We start from the raw sequence: 20125 nt of genomic DNA on the forward strand, positions 1-20125 counted from the left end.
TAACGGCCGCGCCCGCCTCCCCGCCCCCGGCCCCGGCTGAGCTGCCGGCCCCGGGAGCCCGGGGCCCCGGGAGCCGGGGACGGAGGCGCGAGCCCGTCAGGCGGCGGCCAGCGGCGCGAGCCGGGTGCCGAGCGCCATGATCCGCATCGAGCGCTCCGCGGCGTCGGCCAGGAACTCGCCGCTCCTGCCGATCGCCTCCACCAGCGTCATGGGCGCGGGCAGGATCGAGCTGTACGCGTCCACGCCCACCGCCCGCACGTCCTGCGCGCCCGGCCCGATCGTCCCGGCCAGCACCAGGACCGGCACCCCGGCGGCATGCGCCCGCCGGGCGACCTCCGCCGGGATCTTCCCCCGTACGGTCTGGTGGTCGAGCGCCCCCTCCGCCGTGATCACGAAGTCGGCGCGGGCGAGGCGCGCGTCGAGGTCGAGGCCGTCGAGCAGCACGTCGTAACGGGGGAGCAGGCGCGCGCCCACGGCGGCGAGGCCGGCCCCGAGGCCGCCGGACGCACCCGTGCCGGGGGCCGTGCGCAGGTCCACCGGGATGCCGGTCGCCGGGGTGAAGGCCGGGGCCAGGTCCCGGGTGAGGACGTCGGCCAGCCGCTCCAGGCCGGCCGAGAGCAGCTCCACCTCGGCGGGGGTCGCCCCCTTCTGCGGTCCGAAGACCCGGGCCACCCCGCGCTTCCCGCACAGCACGTTGTACGGGTTGCAGGCCACGAGCAGCTCCGTGCGGGCCAGCCTCGGGTCGAGGCCGGACGGGTCGATGCGCTCCAGCTCGTGCAACACCCCGCCGCCCCGGCTCAGTTCACGGCCGTGCCGGTCGGTCAGCCGGGCCCCCAGCGCCTGGAGGGCCCCCGCGCCGCCGTCCGACGTACCGGAGTCGCCGCAGCCGACGAGGATGCGCCGGGCGCCCGCGTCCAGGGCGGCCCGGATCAGCTCGCCGACGCCGTACGTGGTGGTCGCGCCCGGGTGGCGCAGGCCCGGCGGCACCAGGGCGAGGCCCGCGACGGCGGCCATCTCCACGACGGCGGTCAGCGGTCCCGGCCCGCCCAGGAGCGCGAAGTGCGAGGCGACCGGCTCGCCCACCGGGCCCGTGGCGGTGACCGGGACCAGCCGGCCGCCGCCCGCCAGGGCCAGCGCCTCGGCCGTGCCCTCGCCGCCGTCCACCAGCGGGATGAGGTCGAGGTCGGCGTCGGGGACCACGCGCCGTACGCCGACGGCGATGGCCTCGGCCACCCGGGCGGCCGAGAGGGACTCCTTGAAGCCGCTGGGGGCGATGGCGATGCGCTGGGTGCGGTGGATCATGGCTGGGTCTCCAGAAGGACGGGCACGCCGAGCAACGGCCAGACGGCGAGGGCGAAGGTGAGGACGAGGGCCGCGGTGAGCGGGGCGAGGAACGCGGACAGCCGCAGCAGGTCGCGCGGGGTGTAGGTCGGGGTGCCGGGCACGTCCGCGAAGAGCGCGACCGGCTTGGCCGACGAGGGCAGCGTGTGGCAGAAGCCGGCGGCGGCCGTGGAGGCCAGCGCCGCCGTGACCGGGTTGACCCCGGCCCCGACCGCCGCCGCGACCACCAGCGGGACCAGCACGGAGGACCGGGCGGAACGCGACTGGAGCGCCAGGTGGGCGGCCGTGCTGACGACGACCACTCCGGTCAGGAACACCCACGGGGGCGTGGACGCCCCCAGGGGTATCCAGCCCACCAGCCAGTCGGCCGCCCCCGAGTCGGAGAGGGCGACGCCCATCGCCATGGTGGCGGCCATGAACAGCAGCAGCGGCCAGGGCACCGACCGCAGACCGTCCTTGAAGCGCACGGTCCCCAGTGCCGGGGAGGTCGCCACCAGCGCGCCGATGAGCGCGACCACGGCGGGCGACACCCCGTGCAGGGGCTCGCTGCACCAGAGCAGGACGACCGTCGCCAGCAGGAGCAGGCACCGGGACTCCGCCGGGCTGAACGGCCCCTCGACGGCGGTCTCGGAGTGCTCCTGGATCTGCGCCGCCGTGATGGTGACCGGACCCTTGCGGTCGGAGCGCCGGGTCGTCGTCAACAGCACCAGTTCGGCGGCGAGATGGGAGGAGACGACGGCCAGCGGCAGCCCGAGGACGAGCCACTGCACGAAGCTCAGCTGCTCCCCGGTCTGCTCCCAGAGCACCCCGACGGTGATCAGGTGCGCGCCCGCGCCGATCAGGGTCGCGACGGCCGACAGCAGGATGACCGTGGGGAAGAGCAGCGCCAGCATCACCACCAGACGGCCGCGCTCGCGCAGGGCGGCGGCCAGCGCCAGGAACACCGGGAGCGCGAGGGCGGCCCGCCCCGACGTGGCCGGCACGGCGAACGCGGTGACGACCAGCCCGGCCGTGGTCAGGTGCACCAGCTGGCGCACGGTCCTGGCCCCGCCGACCAGGAAGACGGCAGCCCGGCCGGCCAGACCGGTCCGGGTCACGGCCGCCGCCAGGACGAAGGCGCAGATCAGCAGCCACACCGTCTCGTCGCCCAGGGTGGCGAACAGGGTCTCACTGCTGATCACCCCCGTGACCGTCAGCGCCAGGCCCGCGCCGAGCGCGATGTAGGCGTCGTCCACCGGAGTGGCGATCCAGGCGGCGGTGGCCAGGGCGAAGACGGCGAGGGAGAGCCGCCCGTCGACACTGAGGCCGGGGGCTGCGCCGGGGACGGCGAGGAGAGCGCAGAGTCCGAGGACGGCACAGAGGCCGACGGTCTGCCGGAGTGGTAGAGGCACGCTGTACAGCCTCTGAAGGCGGGGTGAGCGCCTGATGAGTGTCCGGTGAAGGCCTTTTCATCAAGTTTGTCGAGCGCCCCGCCTCGCCCCGCCCCGCTCCCGCAGCCGGTCAGGGCAGGCGGTAGCCCATGCCCCGGATCGTCTCCAGCCGCTCAGCGCCCAGCTTCCGGCGCAGCGCGCGCACATAGACGTCCACGATGTTGGAACCGGGGTCGAAGTCGTACCCCCACACATGGGACAGGATCTGCTCGCGCGACAGCACCTGGCCGGGGTGGCGCAGGAACATCTCCAGCAGCACGAACTCGCGCGCCGTCAGATCCACCGTCCGCTCGCCCGCGCGGGCCCGGCGGGTCCGCAGGTCCAGGGCGAGGCTGCCGCTGCGCAACATGGTGACCTCGGGCGCGCGGGCGGCGGTGCGCTGCCGCAGCCGTACCCGGGCGAGCAGCTCCTCGAAGCGGAACGGCTTCGTCATCCAGTCGTCGGCCCCGCCCTCCAGCCCGGCCACCGTGTCCCGCACGGAGTCGCGGGCGGTGAGCACGATGACCGGCAGCGTGACACGGGCCTCGCGCATCTCCCGCAGCACGGTGAATCCGTCCCGGCCGGGGAGGCCGATGTCGAGCACCATCAGGTCGAACCCGCCGGACAGCGCGTGGCTCAGCGCCAGGTCCCCGTCCTCGGCGACGACCGTGGTGAAGCCGTTGGCGCGCAGCCCCTTCTGGACGAACGAGGCGATGCGCTCCTCGTCCTCGGCGATCAGAATGCGGTTCATGTGGCGGTCTCCAGCGTGAGTACGAAGGTGGCTCCGCCGCCTTCGGTCCGGCGTAGTTCGACGCGGCCGTGGTGGCCTTCCGCGATGGCCTTGACGATGGCGAGGCCGAGCCCCGCGCCGCTCGTGCGGGTCCCGCGCCGGGACGTCCCCCGGCGGAACCGCTCGAAGATCACCTCGGCGTCCTCCGGCGGAATCCCGGGCCCGTGGTCGGCGACGTACAGCTCGACGCGGTCCTCCTCGGCCCGGGAGCCGATCCGGATGCGCTGGCCGGGCACGGTGTGCTGGACGGCGTTCTGCGCGAGCTGCACCATCGCCTGGGTCATCCGCTGCTCGTCCAGGCGCACTTCGAGGTCCGCGACGCCGTCGAGCTGCCACTCCCGGTCGCCGAGGGTCCGCACCTTCACGTACACGTCGGCGGTCAGCTCCGCGAGCTGGACGGGTTCGGGGCGCACGAAGTCGGGGCGCTCGGCTCCCGCGAGCAGGAGCAGGTCCTCGACGATGCGGCTCATCCGGTCCAGCTCGTCCGTGACCAGCCGCACCGTCTCCTCCCGGTCCGCCGGGTCGTCGCCCATCAGCTCCAGGTGGCCCCGGACGATGGTGATGGGGGTGCGCAGCTCGTGCCCGGCGTCGTCGACGAAAACCCGCTGCGCGGCGAACGCCCGCTCCAGGCGGTCGAGCATCGCGTTGAACGTCTCGGCGAGGGCCGCGATGTCGTCCCGGCCCTCCACGGGGATGCGCCGGGTGAGGTCCTGCTCGGTCAGTTCCGCCGCCGTCGTGCGGACGAGCCGGACGGGCGCGAGGATCCGACCGGCGACGGCCCAGCCGATCCCGGTCGTCATCAGCAGCGCCACACCGGACAGGGCGAGCAGCGTCCAGAACGTCTTGTCGGCGACGGCCCGTTCGCGCTCCGGGTGGAAGGCGACGACGAACGCGCCGGGCTGCTTGCCCGCGGACGGGCCGATGACGACCTTGGCCCAGCGCACCTCGCCCTGCGGGCGCTCCAGGGTCCCGAAGGAGTCCTTGGAGGCGTAGATCCTGGTGTACGCGTCGGTGTCCGGCCACAGGGCGATGTCTTCCGGCAGCTCCCGGCGCTGCCGGATGACGCCGGGTTTGGTGCCGGGCTCCCCGGTCAGGCCCAGCAGCTCCTCGTCGGGGTCCGCGTACTGCCTTTGCAGATAAATGCGGAGCAGCTTATCCACGGTGCCGAACCGGCCGCCGGTGTCCGGGTCCACGCCCTGCGGCACGAAGTTCGCGAACTCGCCGGTCTCCTGGGTGAGCAGCTGGCTGATGCGGTGGTCCACGTCCCGCTGGAGGATCGAACGCACGGTGACGGCGACCGCGCCCAGCGCGACCGCCATCACGACCAGCAACCACAGCATGATCCGTACGCGGGCGGAGATCCTCGGAAGGCTAACCGTCATCACCGAAGTCGTCGTCGTCATCGTCGTCGTCGGCCGCCGAGGGGCCCGGAACGACGGAGCTGTCCGGTGTGCGGGACGGAGAGGAGGAGCCGCTCGGCGTCGGGGCGTCGGTCGGCGACGTGACACCGCTCGGCGACGGTGTGCCGCGCGGACTCTCCTCCAGTCGGACGGTGGGAGGCACCTTCGGCGCTTCCGAGGTGTCGGTCATGGCATAGCTGGTGGCCGCTATGCCGAGGGGCACGGCGACGACGGCTGCCAGGGCCGCCAGACGAGGTGAGAAAGCCATGTATTCACCCTGACTGTCCCGGGCGGTAAGAAGATGAAGCCAAGATGAACAATCCTTCATTCTGGGTGTGCTTTCCGTCCCTCTGTGGGAGGGCCCGGCCCGGGAAGCCCCGCCGCTCCCGCGCGCTCCGAGCCGTTCCCGATTGCTCCGAGCCCGTTCCTGCGCGCTCCGAGCCCGTTCCCTCTTGCTTCGAGTGCACTCCAAGGATTTAGCGTGGAGGGCATGACGGTGATCGACGGAACCTCCCGGAGCACTCCCGCGACAATCGCACATCCCCCGCCCTCACCGGCGGTGGACGCCTGCGCGGCCGCCCCGAAGCCTCACCCGCGCCCCGCGGGCCAGGACAACTACACGATCAGCGAGGTCGTCGCCTTCACCGGACTTACCGCGCACACGCTGCGCTGGTACAAGCGCATCGGGCTCATGCCCCACGTCGACCGCTCGCACACCGGCCAGCGCCGCTTCAGCAACCGCGACCTCGACTGGCTGGCCTTCGTCGGCAAGCTGCGGCTGACCGGGATGCCCGTCGCCGACATGGTGCGGTACGCGGAGCTGCTGCGCGAGGGCGCGTCCACCTTCGAGGCACGGCAGGAACTGCTGGAGGCGACCCGCCGCGATGTGATCACGCGGATCGCGGAGCTCCACGACACCCTCGCCGTCCTCGACCACAAGATCGAGTTCTACGCGGGCGCCCGCAGGGCGCCGGAAAGGCACAGCGCCTGATGACCGACAACGACAGGAATCCGATCGCCACCGTCGAGCTGGGCGGCGACGGCGGACCGCGGGTCGGCGTCCAGGGCCTCGGCTGCATGGGCATGAGCGAGTTCTACGGCGACACCGACGAGCTCTCCGCCCGGGACACCCTGGACGCGGCCCTGGAAGCCGGCGTCACGCTCTTCGACACCGCCGACGTCTACGGGCGCGGGGCCAACGAGGAGTTCCTCGCGCCGTTCGTCGGGGCCCACCGGGACGAGATCACCCTCGCCACCAAGTTCGCGCTGGTGCGCTCCGACAGTCCCGGGTACCGGGGCGTGAGCAACGACCCCGCATACATCCGCACCGCTGTCGAAGCGAGCCTGCGCCGACTGAACACCGACGTCATCGACCTCTACTACATGCACCGCCACGACCCGGCCGTCCCGTTCGCCGAATCGGTCGGCGCGATGGCGGAGCTGATCCAGCAGGGCAAGATCAAGCAGATCGGGCTGAGCGAGGTGACGGGTCCCGAGCTGCGCGAGGCGTACGCGGTGCACCCGATCGCAGCCCTCCAGTCGGAGTGGTCGCTCTTCAGCCGGGACGTGGAGAAGAGCGCGCTCGGTGCGGCGGTGGACCTGGGCGTCACCCTCGTGCCGTACTCGCCGCTCGGCCGGGGCTTCCTCACCGGGGCCTTCACCGACGCGGGCAAGGACCTGGGCGAGGGCGACTTCCGCAAGCAGCAGCCGCGCTTCACCGGCGACAACGCCCGCACCAACGCGGCCCTCCTGGAACCCGTCCACGACATCGCCGCCGCGCACGGGGCGACCGCCGCCCAGGTGGCCCTCGCCTGGGTACACCAGCGGGCCCGGGTGCACGGACTGACCGTGGTCCCGATCCCCGGCACCCGTAAGCGGAGCCGCCTGCTGGAGAACGCGGCGGCGACCGGGCTGACGCTGACGGCCGAGGAACTGGCCCTGCTGGAGCCGATCGCGGGCCGGGTGGCGGGGGACCGGTACCCGGACATGAGCCTGACGTCCGAGGCCCGGGAGTAGCCCGCGGCCGTACGCGGCGATCGCTTGGTTCATGGAGTTCATGACGCCCCCTCCGAGCCCCGCGCTACGCCTCACGCCAGCCCCAGCGCGAACACCGCGAACCCCGCCGCGAGCAGCCCCGCCAGCGCACGGCGGGCGTTCGCGGCGCGGGTGCCCGCCTGCCACGGGGCCTCGAAGTGGCGCGCGTAGCGGGCGATCAGCACCAGCAGCCCCGCGAACACCGGCAGCCAGGCGATCCGGGCGAGGATCCAGCCCACCGTGTCCGGCGCGGTCGTCAGCCCCGCCACCGCCGTCCCCGCCCCGGCGAGCGAGGCCGGTACGGCGGCGGCCAGCATCGCGGTCTGGTGCCAGCACAGGATCGTCATCGCGGACAGGTTGACCACCACGACCGGCGCCCAGAGCAGCGGCTTGCGCAACAGCCGCCCGAGCCGGTCGCGCAGCAGGATCGCCGCCCCGCTCTGCGCCGCCGCCAGCGCCACCACCAGCAGCGACGGCGGGTGCGAGTTCGTCCGCGCCTCGCCCGGCACCCCGACCATCGACGCCGGGTAGTGGAAGGCGAGCAGCAGCGCGGCGAACAGCACCCCGCCGCCGACCAGCAGCAGCCGGGCCCCGCGCCGCCCGATCCGCCCCTCGCCCCAGGACACGCCCAGCTGATACGCGAAGAGCCAGCCGGGCAGGATGTTGAGCATGCTCAGCCACGACGGCATCGCCTCCGCATACGGCCCGTAGCGCAGGAAGTCCACCACCGCGACCGACGCCAGCAGCGGCAGCGCGGCCCACCCGCCGAGCTTCCGCGCCAGGGTGACGCAGACCGGGGTGAGCGCCGTGACCACGGTGTACACCCCGACGAACCAGAGCGGCTGGATCACCAACGTCGACCCCGTACGCAGGGTGTCGCCGGGCACGCCCAGCGCGGACAGCACCGCCAGCAGCACCGCCCACACGGCGGTCACCCCGAGCACCGGCCGGCCGAGGCGGGCCAGCCGGCCGCCCAGCCAGGCGGTCGTCGTCGAGGTCCGACGGCGGAAGGAGAGCACCGAGGCGTACCCCCCGACGAGGAAGAAGATGCCCAGCATCTGGAGCACCCAGCTCGCGGGTGCGAGACCGGCGAACGTCGAGAGCGGGCTCGCGTTGTGCAGGCCGTCGGCGTCCAGCCGGAACCCGCCGAGCATCCAGTGACCGAGCGGCACGGCGAGCAGCGCCAACGCCCGCAGGCCGTCGATCGCCCGGTCACGGTGGGCCGGGGTGGACGTGTCGATACGGGCCGCGAGCCGCCGGCCGTTCTCCAGCAGGGCGTTCATCGGGCGACTCCTTCCAGGGCCGGGGCGGCCTCTAGAGCCGGGACGGCTTCTGCCGGGTCCGGGTTTGCCGGGTCCGGGTCCACCGCGTCCGGGTCCACCGCGTCAGGGTCCGCTTCCGCCGCGTCGCCGCGCGCGATGGCGGCGAAGGTCCGCAGCGAATCCGTCCCGGGCTCGAAGTAACCGGCATGCCCCCGGGCCTCGTCCGCCGGCACCCGGCGGGCGCCGAACGCCGGATCGGCCGGGTCAGCCCCGTGACCGAGGCCCGCGAAGCGCACGTTCGGCACGCCGTCGATCCAGTCGGTCGGGTCCTTCGCCGCCCAGACCCGGGCGCTCGTCCGCAGCCCGCCCACGTCGTCGGCGCGCATCCCGGGGGAGCCGAGGACCACCAGGTCGGTGGCGGGGAGGCGGTGCGCGGCCAGACCGCAGACCACCGAGCCGTAGCTGTGGCAGAACACGGCCGGCGCGGGCAGCCCGTCCGCCGTCAGCCCCTCCGTGAACCGGGTCAGCCGCCCGGCCCCCGCCTCCGCGAGGCCGCCGGTGGCCGCGTCGATGCCGACGCCCACCGGGGTGGTGTACCCGACCCAGGCGATGACGGCGGTCCCCGGACCGGCCGCGGTGTGCAGGGTCCTGGCCATGCGGGCCGGGGCGCCGTGGCTCGCGGCCCTCCGGTCGAAGGTCCCGGCGTCGTTGTCGGACCCCGGCACCACCACCGAGACCCGGTGCGCCGTACGCAGGTCCCCGAAGACCTCGGCGACCTGGCCGCGTCCGCGCGGGTCGAACGCGAGGATCCGGCGGCCGGGGGCGGCGAGCGAGCGGTAGCGGGGGTCGTCCTCGGCGGCCAGCGCGCGGCGGTTGGCGCGGTAGCGCAGTTCCAGGGCGCCCGTCGAGATTCCCGACGACGGACGGATGGCGTACGAGGAGGAGTTGCCGCTCGTCGGCGCTCAACCCCGCGAAGAACGCGGCGACTTCGGCAGGCGTGTCACGCTCCGGATCCGGCAGTTCCGCCCCGAGCGCCCGGTCCGCCCGCCACTGCGCACTGCCCGGCGGCGGCCCGGTCAGCGCCTGCTGCGCATCTCCCGAAACCCAGCCCGCGGTCCCCGCCACCACACTGGTGGCCAGTGCGAACGCGACCACGGTCCTCGCGTATCGACGCATCGTGCCCTCCCCTTCCGGATCCGCACCGACCGGTGCGACCGGGAGGAAGGTAGGAAGAGGACGGGTGAGGGGGCGTCACACCGGAGGGCCAACCGCGAGGTGATACCGGGGTAGGGGGTGGGCCGGAAGTCGGGGGCCTCGCGGGTTTCTACGCCCCCGCGTCCCCCGGCGTTACCAGCCCCGACTCGTACGCGAAGATCACCGCCTGCGCCCGGTCCCGCAGGTCCAGCTTGGCCAGCACCCGCCCGATGTGCGTCTTGACGGTCTGCTCGGCCAGCACCAGCCGCCCCGCGATCTCCTGGTTCGACAGCCCCCGGGCGATCAGCTCCAGGACCTCGCTCTCGCGCGGGGTCAGCCCGTTCAGCCGGAGCGCCTGTCCGCCGCGCGTCGCCCCGGAGGGGCGCTGCGACGCGAAGTCCGCGATCAGGCGGCGGGTCACCGAGGGCGCGAGCAGCGCGTCCCCGGCCGCCACCACCCGTACCGCCGCGATCAGATCGGCGGGCGGGGCGTCCTTCAGCAGGAACCCGGACGCGCCGGCGCGCAGCGCCTCGTACACGTAGTCGTCCACGTCGAACGTGGTGAGCATCAGGACCTTCGGCCGGTGCACCACCCCCACCGGCGGGTTCAACAGCTCGCGTGCGGCGGCCAGTCCGTCCATCTCCGGCATCCGCACGTCCATCAGGACGACGTCGGGGTGCTGGTTGCGGCTGACGTCGACACCCTGGCGGCCGTCCGCCGCCTCGCCCACCACGTCGATGTCGCTCTGCGCCGCCAGCAGCGCCGCGAATCCGGCCCGCACCATGGCCTGGTCGTCGACGATGATCACGCGGATGGTCACAGATCCTCCGAAGGGGGTGGGGCGGACGGCGACACGGCCGGAGGCAGCGGCATCCGGGCGGCCACCCGGAAGCCGCCGTCGGGCAGCGGCCCGGTGTCCAGCGTGCCGCCGGTCAACCGTACGCGCTCCCGCATCCCCACCAGCCCGTGCCCGGTCCCCGTGCTCTCCAGCGGAGCGGCGGGCTTCGGCGCGGGGCTGTTGACGACCAGGACGTTCAGATGGCCCCCGGAGGCCCGGACCGAGACCCGGGTGCGCGCCCCGGGCGCGTGCCGCACCACATTGGCCAGCGCCTCCTGCACGATCCGGTACGCCGACAGATCCACCGCCGGCGGCACCTCGCCCAGCTCCGCGGCGAGCGACAGCTCCGCCGGCAGCCCGGCCCGGACCGTCGCCTCCACCAACTGCTGGAGCCGGTCCAGGCCCGGCTGCGGCGCCCGGTCGCCCTCCGTGCCGTCGCTGCGCAGCACCGACAGCAGCCGCCGCATCTCACCGAGGGACTCCCGTGCGGCCGCCGCGATCGAGGCGAACTCCTCCCGCGCCGGCTCCGAGAGCCCGGAGATCCGGTACGGCGCGGAGTCGGCCTGCACGGTGATCACCGACATGTGGTGCGCGACCACGTCGTGCAGCTCACGGGCGATCCGCGTCCGCTCCTCCAGCAGCGTGCGCCGCGCCCGCTCCGCCTCGCTGATCGTCTCCTGCTCGGCCAGCCGCCGTGTCGCCTCGCCCCGCTCCCGTACCGCCGCGCCGATGACCAGCACGACCGCGCCGAGGATCGACAGCAGCAGCGCGCTGTCCGCGCTGCGGGCCGGCGCGATCAGATGCAGCGCCGCCCCGGCGGCGGCCGTCACCATCCAGGCGGCGACGACGGTCCGCCGGGTCTCGCGCAGACCGAGGGCCAGCAGCAGGAAGAGGTACGCGATCAGGGCCGGCGCGGTCCACGGCCAGAGGGCGTCCGGCCCGGTGGACCGGGACAGGACCACCAGCGCGCCCGCGATGTCGGCGGGGAAGATGATCCACCACGCCTGGAGGGGTCGGTGGGCCAGCATCAGCAGGGGTGCGGCCTGGGCCACCCCGAGCGCCCCGGCCAGCGCACCCGGCACGTCGTACTGTGAGGTCAGGACGTTGATGGTGACCGGGATGAAGACCGCGGTCAGGGCGAGCACCACGACGTACGGCAGCAGCCGCTGCCACCGCCTCGGGGCTCCCGCCAGCAGCGGGGTGGACGGATGGGACGCGTGGGACAGCCCGTGGGCGAGCTCGCGCAGATTGCGGCGGGCGGAGCTCACGAGACCGTCGGCGGGCGGCGGAGGCCCGGCGGGGGAAGTGGACATGGCCCGGGCAGCCTAGGCAGGCCCGGAGCCCGGGGTCGTCATACCGCGGTCGCGACCCTCGTCCGGACCGCCTCATACCCCGGTACGGGGTCCCCTCCCGGCGCGGGCCACGAGCCCCCTCCCGGCGCGGGCCACGAGCCCCCTCCCGGCGCGGGCCACGAGCCCCTGCCCGGCGCGGGCCACGAGCCCCTGCCCGGCGCGGGCCACGAGCCCCTGCCCGGCGGGGGCCACGAGCCCTTGCCCGGCGGGTGGCCGGGGCACGGCTCTCACAGCTCCGCGAGCAGCTGGGCCTTCTTCGCGCTGTACTCGGCGTCCGTCACCAGTCCGGCCTGGTGCAGCTCGCCGAGGTGATGTATCCGCTCGGCGATGTCCGCCGGATCGCGCCGCCCGGCGTTCACCAGGACCGGGGCGGAGGCGGCGGGCGCGGGCTGGGTCCGGCGTACGGATTCCAGGACGGCGGCGGCGAAGGGCAGCGACTCGTGGACCGGCCCGTAGCCCAGGCCGAACAGCACGGCCGCCGGATCCTGGTCCGCGGTGGCGGCCGGAGGCTCGGCGGGCACGCCCGTGGGCGGGCCGCCGTCCGCGCCCCCGCAGCCGCCGGGACCGTGCAGATCGCCCAGGCTGCCGCCGGTGCGGTGGTCGACCGGGGCCGCCGCGCGGGGCACCAGACGCAGATAGCCGTCCAGCGCCTCGGGCGAGCGCCACACGATTCCGGCCAGTTCGCTCACCCGGAAGCTCTGGTCGCCGGCCTTCCACTTGGCGCTGGAGGCCCCGGTCCACGACCACCGGAAGGAGATCCGCTCGCCGTCGAAACTGGCCCGGCCGTCGTACGCCTTGAAGTGCATCGGGGCCTCGGGGGCCGCCACCAGGAACCGGTCGGCGCTCTCGCCGGACGCCGGGTCCAGCAGGGCCCGCAGCTCGTCCGCGTAGTACTCGGCGAGCACCTCCCGCTCCGCCGGAAGCACCAGGCGATAGGGGTCGCACCCCTCCTTGAGCTGCCCGGAGGCAGCCTCCACCAGAGGATCGGCACCCGCTCTCGGCACGGCACGCAGAACCACCGTGCCCCGCTTGCCGGGGGTCAGCGTCACCGACGACAAGGCCGCATACGGGATGCGGCGTTCCCGCAGGCTCTGGAAGAGCTTCGGTGTGCGGATGCCCCGTTCGAAGCGGATGAGCACGGCGTCGGTGTCGAACTCCCAGGTGGCATGAATTCCGGCCAGCACATCACCCATGTGCCTCATCGTATGCGGCACAGTCGCCCGCGTCCCCCCTCGGAGCAAGTCGCGATTAATCCGCCCGACACCGACCTCTACGCGCGTCAGCCGTCCCGATCACCGGAAATACCGCTGTGGCAGGCGCCATCGGCACGTGCACAGCTGACCGATCCGTACGCTCCGACGCCGATCGCGGCGAAGTTGTCCAGGCTCTCGGTGCCCGGTTCGAAGTAGCCGCTGTGCCCGGCGGCGCCGGCCGCCGAGACGATCCGCGCGCCGAAGGCCGGGTCCACCGGGTCGGCCCCGTGACCGATCCCGCCGAACTCCAGATGGGGTACGTCCCCGATCCAGTCGTCCCCGTCCCGCGTCGCCCAGATCCGGGCGCCGGTCCCCAGCTGCCCGGCGTCGGCGGCCCCGCATGCCGGGGCTGCCCGCGACCGCGATGTCGGCCACCCGGTCGTGGGCCCGGTGCGCGGCCACCCCGCACACCACGGAGCCGTAGCTGTGGCAGAACAGTGAGACCTGCGAGGCGCCGGGCAGCGCGCGGACCATCGCGTTCAGCCGGATCGCGCCGTTCGCCGCGAGCCCGCCCAGCGCCGCGTCCATGCCGAGGCCGACCGGGGCGGTGTAGTCGGCCCACGCGACGACGGCCGTACGGGTGCCGGGGGAGGCCGAGCGCTCCGCCTCGTACAGGGACTTGGCCATGCCGACGGGGGCCCGGTACGCGCGAGTACCGCGCTCCAGGGTCAGCAGATGGGTGTCGACGCCCGGGACGACGACGGAGACCCGAGCGGCCCGGTCGAGGCTCCCGAACACCTCGGCCGCACGGCCCTTCCCGGAGGGATCGAAGGCCAGGAACTGGCGTCGGCCCGTGAGCATCGACCGGAACCGGTCGAGACGTGCCTCCGCCTCACCGCGCCCGTCCGGCGAGAGCTTCTCGTCGTGCGCCCGCGTCCTCTCCACGGCCACGGCCTGTCTGAGGGCCAGCCGGTTGGCGTGGTAGCGCAGGGTGACCGGAGCGCCGTTCAGATTCCCCACCACCGACGGGTACTTGCCCGCGAGGGCGATCTGCTGTCCCGAGGTGAGGGTGGCGAAGAAGTGGGCCAGCCGGTAGGCGGGAGCGTCGGCGTCCGGCAGCGAGCGGCCTGCTATCCGGTCCCTCGCCCAGGAGGCGAGCGCGAGCTCGCGCTCCCCGTGGGAGTGCTGATCGCGGACGGCGCTCCAGCCCGTCGTCGCCAGCATCACGAACACCACCGCCACGGCGAGCAGAGCACGCCATGCGGTCAACGTGGGTGAGGTGTCGAAGGAAGTCACTGCGCCACACCCTAGGAGACGCGTGTCGACCCCCGTGATCCAGGTGAGGTACATCACCCGTCCGCGAGGGATTCATCGCGGATTTCTCACACAGGGTCACCACCGCCCCGTGGCCGCGCCACTCCGGCCTCGGTAGCGCCACCGGTCCCGCCGCTCCCGAACCGGCACCGCGCTACTTCCGACGCCAGTCCCGGGCGAGGGCCGGCGCGAGCTGGTCGAGATACTCCTCGGTGAGGTCGCGCAGCGCCTCCACACTCGGGTCGAGCCCCCGCCCCCACAGCTGACCGGTCACCCGCATCACCCCGGAGAACGCGGCGACGGCCACCCGCGGCCGGGGGTCCCGTTCCACGTCGAGCCCCTCGCGGTCCGCGATCAGCAGGGCGATCTGGTTCTCCAGGGCGACCCCGCGCCGCATGTGGGCGGCGAGCAGGGAGGGGGTCGACTCGATCATCTGGTAGGTCCGCATGTGGAGATCGACACTGACGACCTCTTCGATCGCCTCGCCGATGCTGCTCCACGCGCACAGCACCGCCCGGCGCATGGCCTCGAAGGGGGCTTCGTCCACCGGGCGGCGGCGCAGCTCCTCGATGAAGCGGGACTCGACCATCTCCTGCACGGCGAAGGTGGCGTCCTCCTTGCTCGCGAAGTAGCGGAAGAAGGTGCGCTGGGAGACCTCCACGGCGTCGACGATCTCGTCGACGGTGGTGCGTTCGTACCCCTGGGTGGTGAACAGTTCGAGAGAGGCGCGTACCAGGGCGTCCCGAGTGCGCTGCTTCTTGCGTTCACGCAGTCCGGCTCGGGGCTCGACTGTCTGCCCGTCGGTCACGTACCGGTTCCTCTTTTCCCGTGTTTGTCCAGCTCAGCATACCCGTGCGCGACGTGTGAGCTACGTGACAGTTACTGTCTTGTGAATTGGTTTGTCAACTGTCAGTGGCTGTCACTAGTCTCCCCGTATGACTAGTCAGACCACCGTCGAGAAGGCGCCGCGGGAGCCGGAAGACAACGCAGTACCCGCCCCGGTCAAGGGGCTTCGCGGCCACCCCTGGCTGACCCTCTTCGCCGTCGCCCTCGGCGTGATGATGGTCGCCCTCGACGGCACCATCGTCGCCATCGCGAACCCCGCGATCCAGAAGGACCTCGGCGCCTCGCTCGCCGACGTCCAGTGGATCACCAACGGCTATCTGCTCGCCCTCGCCGTCGCCCTGATCACCGCGGGCAAGCTGGGTGACCGCTTCGGCCACCGTCAGACCTTCCTGATCGGTATCGCGGGATTCGCGATCTCCTCCGCCGCGATCGGTTTCTCCCAGGAGATCGTCCTGGTCGTCCTCTTCCGCGTGCTCCAGGGCCTCTTCGGCGCCCTGCTGATGCCGGCCGCACTCGGCCTGCTGCGCGCCACCTTCCCCGCCGAGAAGCTGAACATGGCGATCGGCATCTGGGGCATGGTCATCGGCGCGTCCACCGCGGGCGGCCCGATCGTCGGCGGTCTGCTCGTCGAGCACGTCAGCTGGCAGTCGGTCTTCTTCATCAACGTGCCGGTCGGCATCATCGCGCTCGTCTTCGGCCTGGTGATCCTCAAGGACCACCGCGCCGCCAACGCGCCGCGCTCCTTCGACGTCCTCGGCATCGCGCTGCTCTCCGGTGCGATGTTCTCCCTCATCTGGGGCATCATCAAGGCCGGTGAGTCCTGGGGCTGGGGCGACGGCCGCACCTGGGCGTGGCTCGGCCTCGCGGTCCTGCTCTTCCTGGCCTTCGGCCTCTGGGAGACCAAGGTCAAGGAACCGCTCGTCCCGCTGGGGATGTTCCGCTCCGTCCCGTTGACGGCCGGTGTCGTCCTCATGATGCTGATGGCCTTCGCCTTCATGGGCGGCCTCTTCTTCGTGACGTTCTTCCTCCAGGGCGTCCACGGCCTCAGCCCGGTCGACAGCGGTCTGCACCTGCTGCCGCTGACCGCCATGATGATCGTCTCCTCGCCGGTCGCCGGCCTGCTGATCACCAAGTTCGGCCCCCGCGTCCCGCTGGTCGGCGGCATGGTCTGCACGGCCACCGCGATGTTCGGCATGACCACGCTCACCGACTCCACCGGCACCTTCGCGATGTCCCTCTGGTTCGCCCTGCTCGGCTGCGGGCTCGCCCCGGTCATGGTCGGCGCCACCGAGGTCATCGTCGGCAACGCGCCCATGGAGCTGTCCGGCGTGGCCGGCGGTCTCCAGCAGGCAGCCATGCAGGTCGGCGGCGCGCTCGGCACCGCCGTCCTCGGAGCGGTCATGTCCTCCAAGGTCAGCTCCGAGTTCGCGGACAACTGGGCGGGCGCGGGCCTGCCCGGCGCACCCGACCCGAAGCTGGAGGAGGCCGCCGAGTTCGGCATAGTCCCGGCCGAGGCGCTCGCCAAGGATCCCAACATGACGCCGGACGTCATCGACACCATCGGCGGTGTCATCCACGACACGTTCATGTCCGGCATGGGCCTGGCCTTCACGGTCGCGGGCATCGTCGCCGTGGTCGCCGCCTTCGTCGCCACCCTCACCAAGCGCGGCGAGAACGCCGAGGCGGGGGCCGGAGTCGGCCACATCTGACGGCCGAAGCGGCGCGGATCGTCAACACAGCGCAGGTCGGAGCCCCGCCGAATCCTTTCGGCGGGGCTCTCGCCTATCAGGGTGGCGCCGCCCCGGCCGCCCTTCCGCACACCACGCCCGGTGACACAGAGTGAGCGGCGGAAGCGAACACCGACCAACCACGGGGGTTGATCCATCATGCGCACGACCGTCCTCGCGGCGGCCGCCCTGGCCGTCACCGCACTCGTTCCCCAGGCCCTGGCCCACGACCGGGCGGCGGCAGCCCCCGAACGGTCCCCGGGCGTCGCCCTCGGGACCTGCGAGGCGGGCAGGCTCTGCCTCTGGAAGAAGCCCGACTTCACCGGGGCCCGTCACACCTTCGAGCTCTCCGGCGTGGACATCGAGAGCTGCGTCCCGCTGCCGAAGGGCGGTGACGCCCAGTCCCTCGCCAACCGCACCGGGCGGCCCGTCACCACCTACCAGTCCGCCGAGTGCGCCGAGACGGGGGAGTTCGAGACGTACCCCGGCGGCGGCACCTGGACGCCCCGGTCCCCGTACCAGGTACGGGCCTTCAAGATCTGGGAGAACTGAGCCCGGACACGCGGGAGGGGCGGCGGCGCGCCGGCGCCACCGCCCCTCCCGACCGTCCCTGCCTACGCGTCGCCGCCCGCCGCGCCCGGATCGGCCGCGGCCACGTCCAGGAGCTCGTAGCGGTCCACCGCCGTCTTCAGGGCCGACCGGTCGACCTTGCCCTCCTTGGCCAGCTCGGTGAGGACCGCCAGCACGATCGACTGCGCGTCGATGTGGAAGAACCGGCGGGCCGCACCCCGGGTGTCCGCGAAGCCGAAGCCGTCCGCGCCCAGCGACTGGTAGGCGCCCGGCACCCAGCGCGCGATCTGGTCCGGAACCGAGCGCATCCAGTCCGAGACCGCCACGAACGGGCCCTGGGCCGCTTCGAGCTTCCTCGTCACGTACGGGACGCGCTGCTCCTCCTCCGGGTGCAGGAGGTTGTAGCGCTCGACGTCCACCGCCTCGCGGCGCAGCTCGTTCCAGGAGGTCGCCGACCAGACGTCCGCCTTGACGTTCCACTCGTCCGCGAGGATCCTCTGCGCCTCCAGGGCCCAGGGGACCGCCACACCGGACGCCATGATCTGCGCCGGGATCTCGCCCTTCTCACCGGTGCTGAAGCGGTGGATGCCCTTGAGGATGCCCTCGACGTCCACGTCCTCGGGCTCGGCCGGGTGCTGGATCGGCTCGTTGTAGACGGTGAGGTAGTAGAAGACGTCCTCGTTCGCCTCGCCGTACATCCGGCGGAGCCCGTCCTTCATGATGTGCGCGATCTCGAACCCGTACGCCGGGTCGTACGCGACACAGCCCGGGTTCGTCGACGCGAGCAGCTGCGAGTGGCCGTCCGCGTGCTGGAGGCCCTCCCCGGTCAGCGTCGTGCGGCCGGCGGTCGCGCCGAGCACGAAGCCGCGCGCGAGCTGGTCGGCCATCTGCCAGAACTGGTCGCCGGTGCGCTGGAACCCGAACATCGAGTAGAAGACGTACACCGGGATCAGCGGCTCGCCGTGCGTGGCGTACGCCGAACCGGCCGCGATCAGCGAGGCCGTGCAGCCCGCCTCGGAGATGCCGTCGTGCAGCATCTGCCCCGTCGGGGACTCCTTGTACGCGAGCAGCAGATCGCGGTCGACCGCCTCGTACTGCTGGCCGAGTGGATTGTAGATCTTCGCACTCGGGAAGAACGCGTCCATGCCGAAGGTGCGGTACTCATCGGGGGCGATCAGCACGAAACGCTTGCCGATCTCCTTGTCCCGCATGAGGTCCTTCAGGACGCGGACGAACGCCATGGTGGTGGCGATCGACTGCGTACCCGAACCCTTCTTCGCAGCCGCGTACGTCTTGTCCTCGGGCTGCGGCAGCGGCTTCGCACGCACCACACGGGTCGGGACGTAACCGCCCAGACCCTGGCGGCGGTCGTGCATGTACTGGATCTCCTCCGAGTCGCGACCCGGGTGGTAGTAGGGCGGGTAGCCCTCGTCCAGCTGCTTGTCCGTGATCGGGATGTGCAGCCGGTCCCGGAAGCGCTTGAGGTCCTCGACCGTGAGCTTCTTCATCTGGTGGGTCGCGTTGCGGCCCTCGAAGTTCGGCCCCAGCGTCCAGCCCTTGACCGTCTGCGCCAGGATCACCGTCGGCTGGCCCTTGTGCGCCTTGGCCGCCGCGTAGGCCGCGTAGACCTTGCGGTGGTCGTGGCCGCCGCGGCCCAGGTGCAGGATCTGCTGGTCGGTCATGTCCTTGACCATGTCCCGCAGCCGCGGGTCGTCGCCGAAGAAGTGCTCGCGGATGTACTCACCGGTCTCGGTGGCGTACGTCTGGAACTGGCCGTCCGGCGTGGTGTTCAACCTGTTGACCAGGATGCCCGTGCGGTCCTGCGCCAACAGCGGGTCCCAGGAACGGTCCCAGACCAGCTTGATGACGTTCCAGCCGGCACCCCGGAACTGCGACTCCAGCTCCTGGATGATCTTCCCGTTGCCGCGCACCGGGCCGTCGAGCCGCTGGAGGTTGCAGTTGACCACGAACGTCAGGTTGTCCAGATTCTCACGGGCCGCGATGGACAGCTGGCCCAGGGACTCCGGCTCGTCCATCTCGCCGTCGCCCAGATAGGCCCACACGTGCGACTTGGAGGTGTCGGCGATGCCGCGCGCCTCCATGTAGCGGTTCATCCGCGCCTGGTAGATCGCGCCGAGCGGGCCGAGGCCCATCGAGACGGTCGGGAACTCCCAGAAGTCCGGCATCAGCCGCGGGTGCGGATAGCTGGACAGCCCGTTCGGGGCCTTCGACTTCTCCTGGCGGAACGCGTCGAGCTGCGCCTCGCTCAGCCGGTCCAGCAGGAACGCGCGGGCGTAGATCCCCGGGGAAGCGTGTCCCTGGAAGAAGATCTGGTCGCCGCCGTCGCCCTGGTCCTTGCCCCGGAAGAAGTGGTTGAAGCCCACGTCGTACAGCGAGGCGGAGGAAGCGAACGTGGCGATGTGGCCGCCGACGCCGATCCCGGGACGCTGGGCCCGCGAGACCATCACCGCGGCGTTCCAGCGCGTCGCGTTGAGGATCTTGCGTTCGATCTCCTCGTCGCCGGGGAAGAACGGCTCGTCCTTCGTGGCGATCGTGTTCACGTAGTCCGTGCTGCGCATCTCCGGCACGGCGACGCGCTTCTCCCGCGCGCGCTCGATGAGCCGGAGCATCAGATAGCGGGCCCGCTCACGGCCGCGCTCGTCGACGGCGGCGTCGAGGGAGTCGAGCCATTCCCGGGTCTCCTCGGGATCAAAATCCGGGACCTGGCTCGGAAGGCCGCCAATGATGATCGGGTTGCGATCGGATCCGGAAGCCACACTGTTCCTTCGCTGTTCGGTGGTGCTCTACGGGGCCTGCTACGGGAACACGCCCCCGGGGACAACTCTGGGTGCGCC

At 72.5% G+C, this 20125-nt stretch carries 15 protein-coding genes and 2 pseudogenes; 4 read left to right on the forward strand and 13 right to left on the reverse strand.

What is annotated here, in order from left to right:
• Positions 1-96: 96 nt before the first annotated feature.
• From AC3CH1_RS26505 to AC3CH1_RS26525, 5 genes are all read right to left on the reverse strand, one after another.
• Complete coding sequence (locus tag AC3CH1_RS26505) at positions 97-1302, reverse strand: glycerate kinase family protein (protein ID WP_488465216.1); 1206 nt, start codon at positions 1300-1302, stop codon at positions 97-99.
• On the reverse strand, positions 1299-2732 hold the full coding sequence (locus tag AC3CH1_RS26510) for an SLC13 family permease (RefSeq protein ID WP_488465217.1): 1434 nt from the start codon (positions 2730-2732) through the stop codon (positions 1299-1301). Before AC3CH1_RS26510 ends, AC3CH1_RS26505 begins: the two co-directional genes overlap by 4 nt.
• A 109-nt stretch (positions 2733-2841) precedes the next feature.
• Positions 2842-3501: a response regulator transcription factor gene (locus AC3CH1_RS26515; RefSeq protein ID WP_265601872.1), complete on the reverse strand. Its 660-nt coding sequence runs from the start codon at positions 3499-3501 to the stop codon at positions 2842-2844.
• Positions 3498-4922, reverse strand: a complete 1425-nt coding sequence (locus tag AC3CH1_RS26520) for a sensor histidine kinase (RefSeq protein ID WP_488465218.1) — start codon at positions 4920-4922, stop codon at positions 3498-3500. The genes AC3CH1_RS26515 and AC3CH1_RS26520 overlap by 4 nt, the downstream gene beginning before the upstream one ends.
• The gene (locus AC3CH1_RS26525; protein ID WP_488465219.1) at positions 4912-5208 is read right to left on the reverse strand and encodes a small hydrophilic protein; all 297 of its coding nucleotides are present in this window, start codon (positions 5206-5208) and stop codon (positions 4912-4914) included. The genes AC3CH1_RS26520 and AC3CH1_RS26525 overlap by 11 nt, the downstream gene beginning before the upstream one ends.
• A gap of 222 nt (positions 5209-5430) precedes the next feature.
• Here AC3CH1_RS26525 and AC3CH1_RS26530 point away from each other — a divergent pair, with 222 nt between their 5' ends.
• Both AC3CH1_RS26530 and AC3CH1_RS26535 read left to right on the forward strand, forming a co-directional pair.
• Complete coding sequence (locus AC3CH1_RS26530) at positions 5431-5931, forward strand: MerR family transcriptional regulator (protein WP_488465220.1); 501 nt, start codon at positions 5431-5433, stop codon at positions 5929-5931.
• Positions 5931-6956 (forward strand): aldo/keto reductase, encoded by a 1026-nt coding sequence (locus tag AC3CH1_RS26535; protein ID WP_488465221.1) that lies wholly within the window; start codon positions 5931-5933, stop codon positions 6954-6956. The genes AC3CH1_RS26530 and AC3CH1_RS26535 overlap by 1 nt, the downstream gene beginning before the upstream one ends.
• A gap of 71 nt (positions 6957-7027) precedes the next feature.
• On the opposite strand, the gene AC3CH1_RS26540 is transcribed toward AC3CH1_RS26535, so the two are convergent.
• The 7 genes and pseudogenes from AC3CH1_RS26540 to AC3CH1_RS26570 form a co-directional block, all read right to left on the reverse strand.
• Positions 7028-8257 (reverse strand): acyltransferase family protein, encoded by a 1230-nt coding sequence (locus tag AC3CH1_RS26540; RefSeq protein ID WP_488465222.1) that lies wholly within the window; start codon positions 8255-8257, stop codon positions 7028-7030.
• Positions 8254-9412: pseudogene (locus tag AC3CH1_RS26545) on the reverse strand (alpha/beta hydrolase). The gene AC3CH1_RS26540 and the pseudogene AC3CH1_RS26545 overlap by 4 nt, the downstream one beginning before the upstream one ends.
• A 148-nt stretch (positions 9413-9560) precedes the next feature.
• On the reverse strand, positions 9561-10250 hold the full coding sequence (locus tag AC3CH1_RS26550; RefSeq protein WP_488465223.1) for a response regulator: 690 nt from the start codon (positions 10248-10250) through the stop codon (positions 9561-9563).
• On the reverse strand, positions 10247-11581 hold the full coding sequence (locus AC3CH1_RS26555) for a sensor histidine kinase (protein ID WP_488465224.1): 1335 nt from the start codon (positions 11579-11581) through the stop codon (positions 10247-10249). The genes AC3CH1_RS26550 and AC3CH1_RS26555 overlap by 4 nt, the downstream gene beginning before the upstream one ends.
• A 266-nt stretch (positions 11582-11847) precedes the next feature.
• The gene (locus tag AC3CH1_RS26560; protein WP_488465225.1) at positions 11848-12813 is read right to left on the reverse strand and encodes a DUF4429 domain-containing protein; all 966 of its coding nucleotides are present in this window, start codon (positions 12811-12813) and stop codon (positions 11848-11850) included.
• Between the two features lie 86 nt (positions 12814-12899).
• Positions 12900-14109, reverse strand: a pseudogene (locus AC3CH1_RS26565) (alpha/beta hydrolase).
• A 172-nt stretch (positions 14110-14281) separates the two neighbouring features.
• Complete coding sequence (locus AC3CH1_RS26570; protein WP_488465226.1) at positions 14282-14935, reverse strand: TetR family transcriptional regulator; 654 nt, start codon at positions 14933-14935, stop codon at positions 14282-14284.
• A gap of 250 nt (positions 14936-15185) precedes the next feature.
• On the opposite strand from AC3CH1_RS26570, the gene AC3CH1_RS26575 reads away from it, so the two are divergent.
• The gene (locus AC3CH1_RS26575; RefSeq protein ID WP_488466741.1) at positions 15186-16682 is read left to right on the forward strand and encodes an MFS transporter; all 1497 of its coding nucleotides are present in this window, start codon (positions 15186-15188) and stop codon (positions 16680-16682) included.
• Positions 16683-16859: 177 nt separating this feature from the next.
• Positions 16860-17252 carry a peptidase inhibitor family I36 protein gene (locus tag AC3CH1_RS26580; RefSeq protein WP_488465227.1) on the forward strand — a complete coding sequence of 131 codons (393 nt, stop codon included), beginning with the start codon at positions 16860-16862 and terminating at the stop codon, positions 17250-17252.
• 62 nt (positions 17253-17314) lie between these two features.
• Here AC3CH1_RS26580 and aceE read toward each other — a convergent pair whose 3' ends face one another.
• Entirely contained in the window at positions 17315-20047 is a 2733-nt protein-coding gene (gene aceE / locus AC3CH1_RS26585; protein WP_488465228.1) for a pyruvate dehydrogenase (acetyl-transferring), homodimeric type, read from the reverse strand.
• Positions 20048-20125 lie beyond the last annotated feature (78 nt).

It is taken from the genome of Streptomyces sp. MGP-P1, from assembly GCF_057766565.1.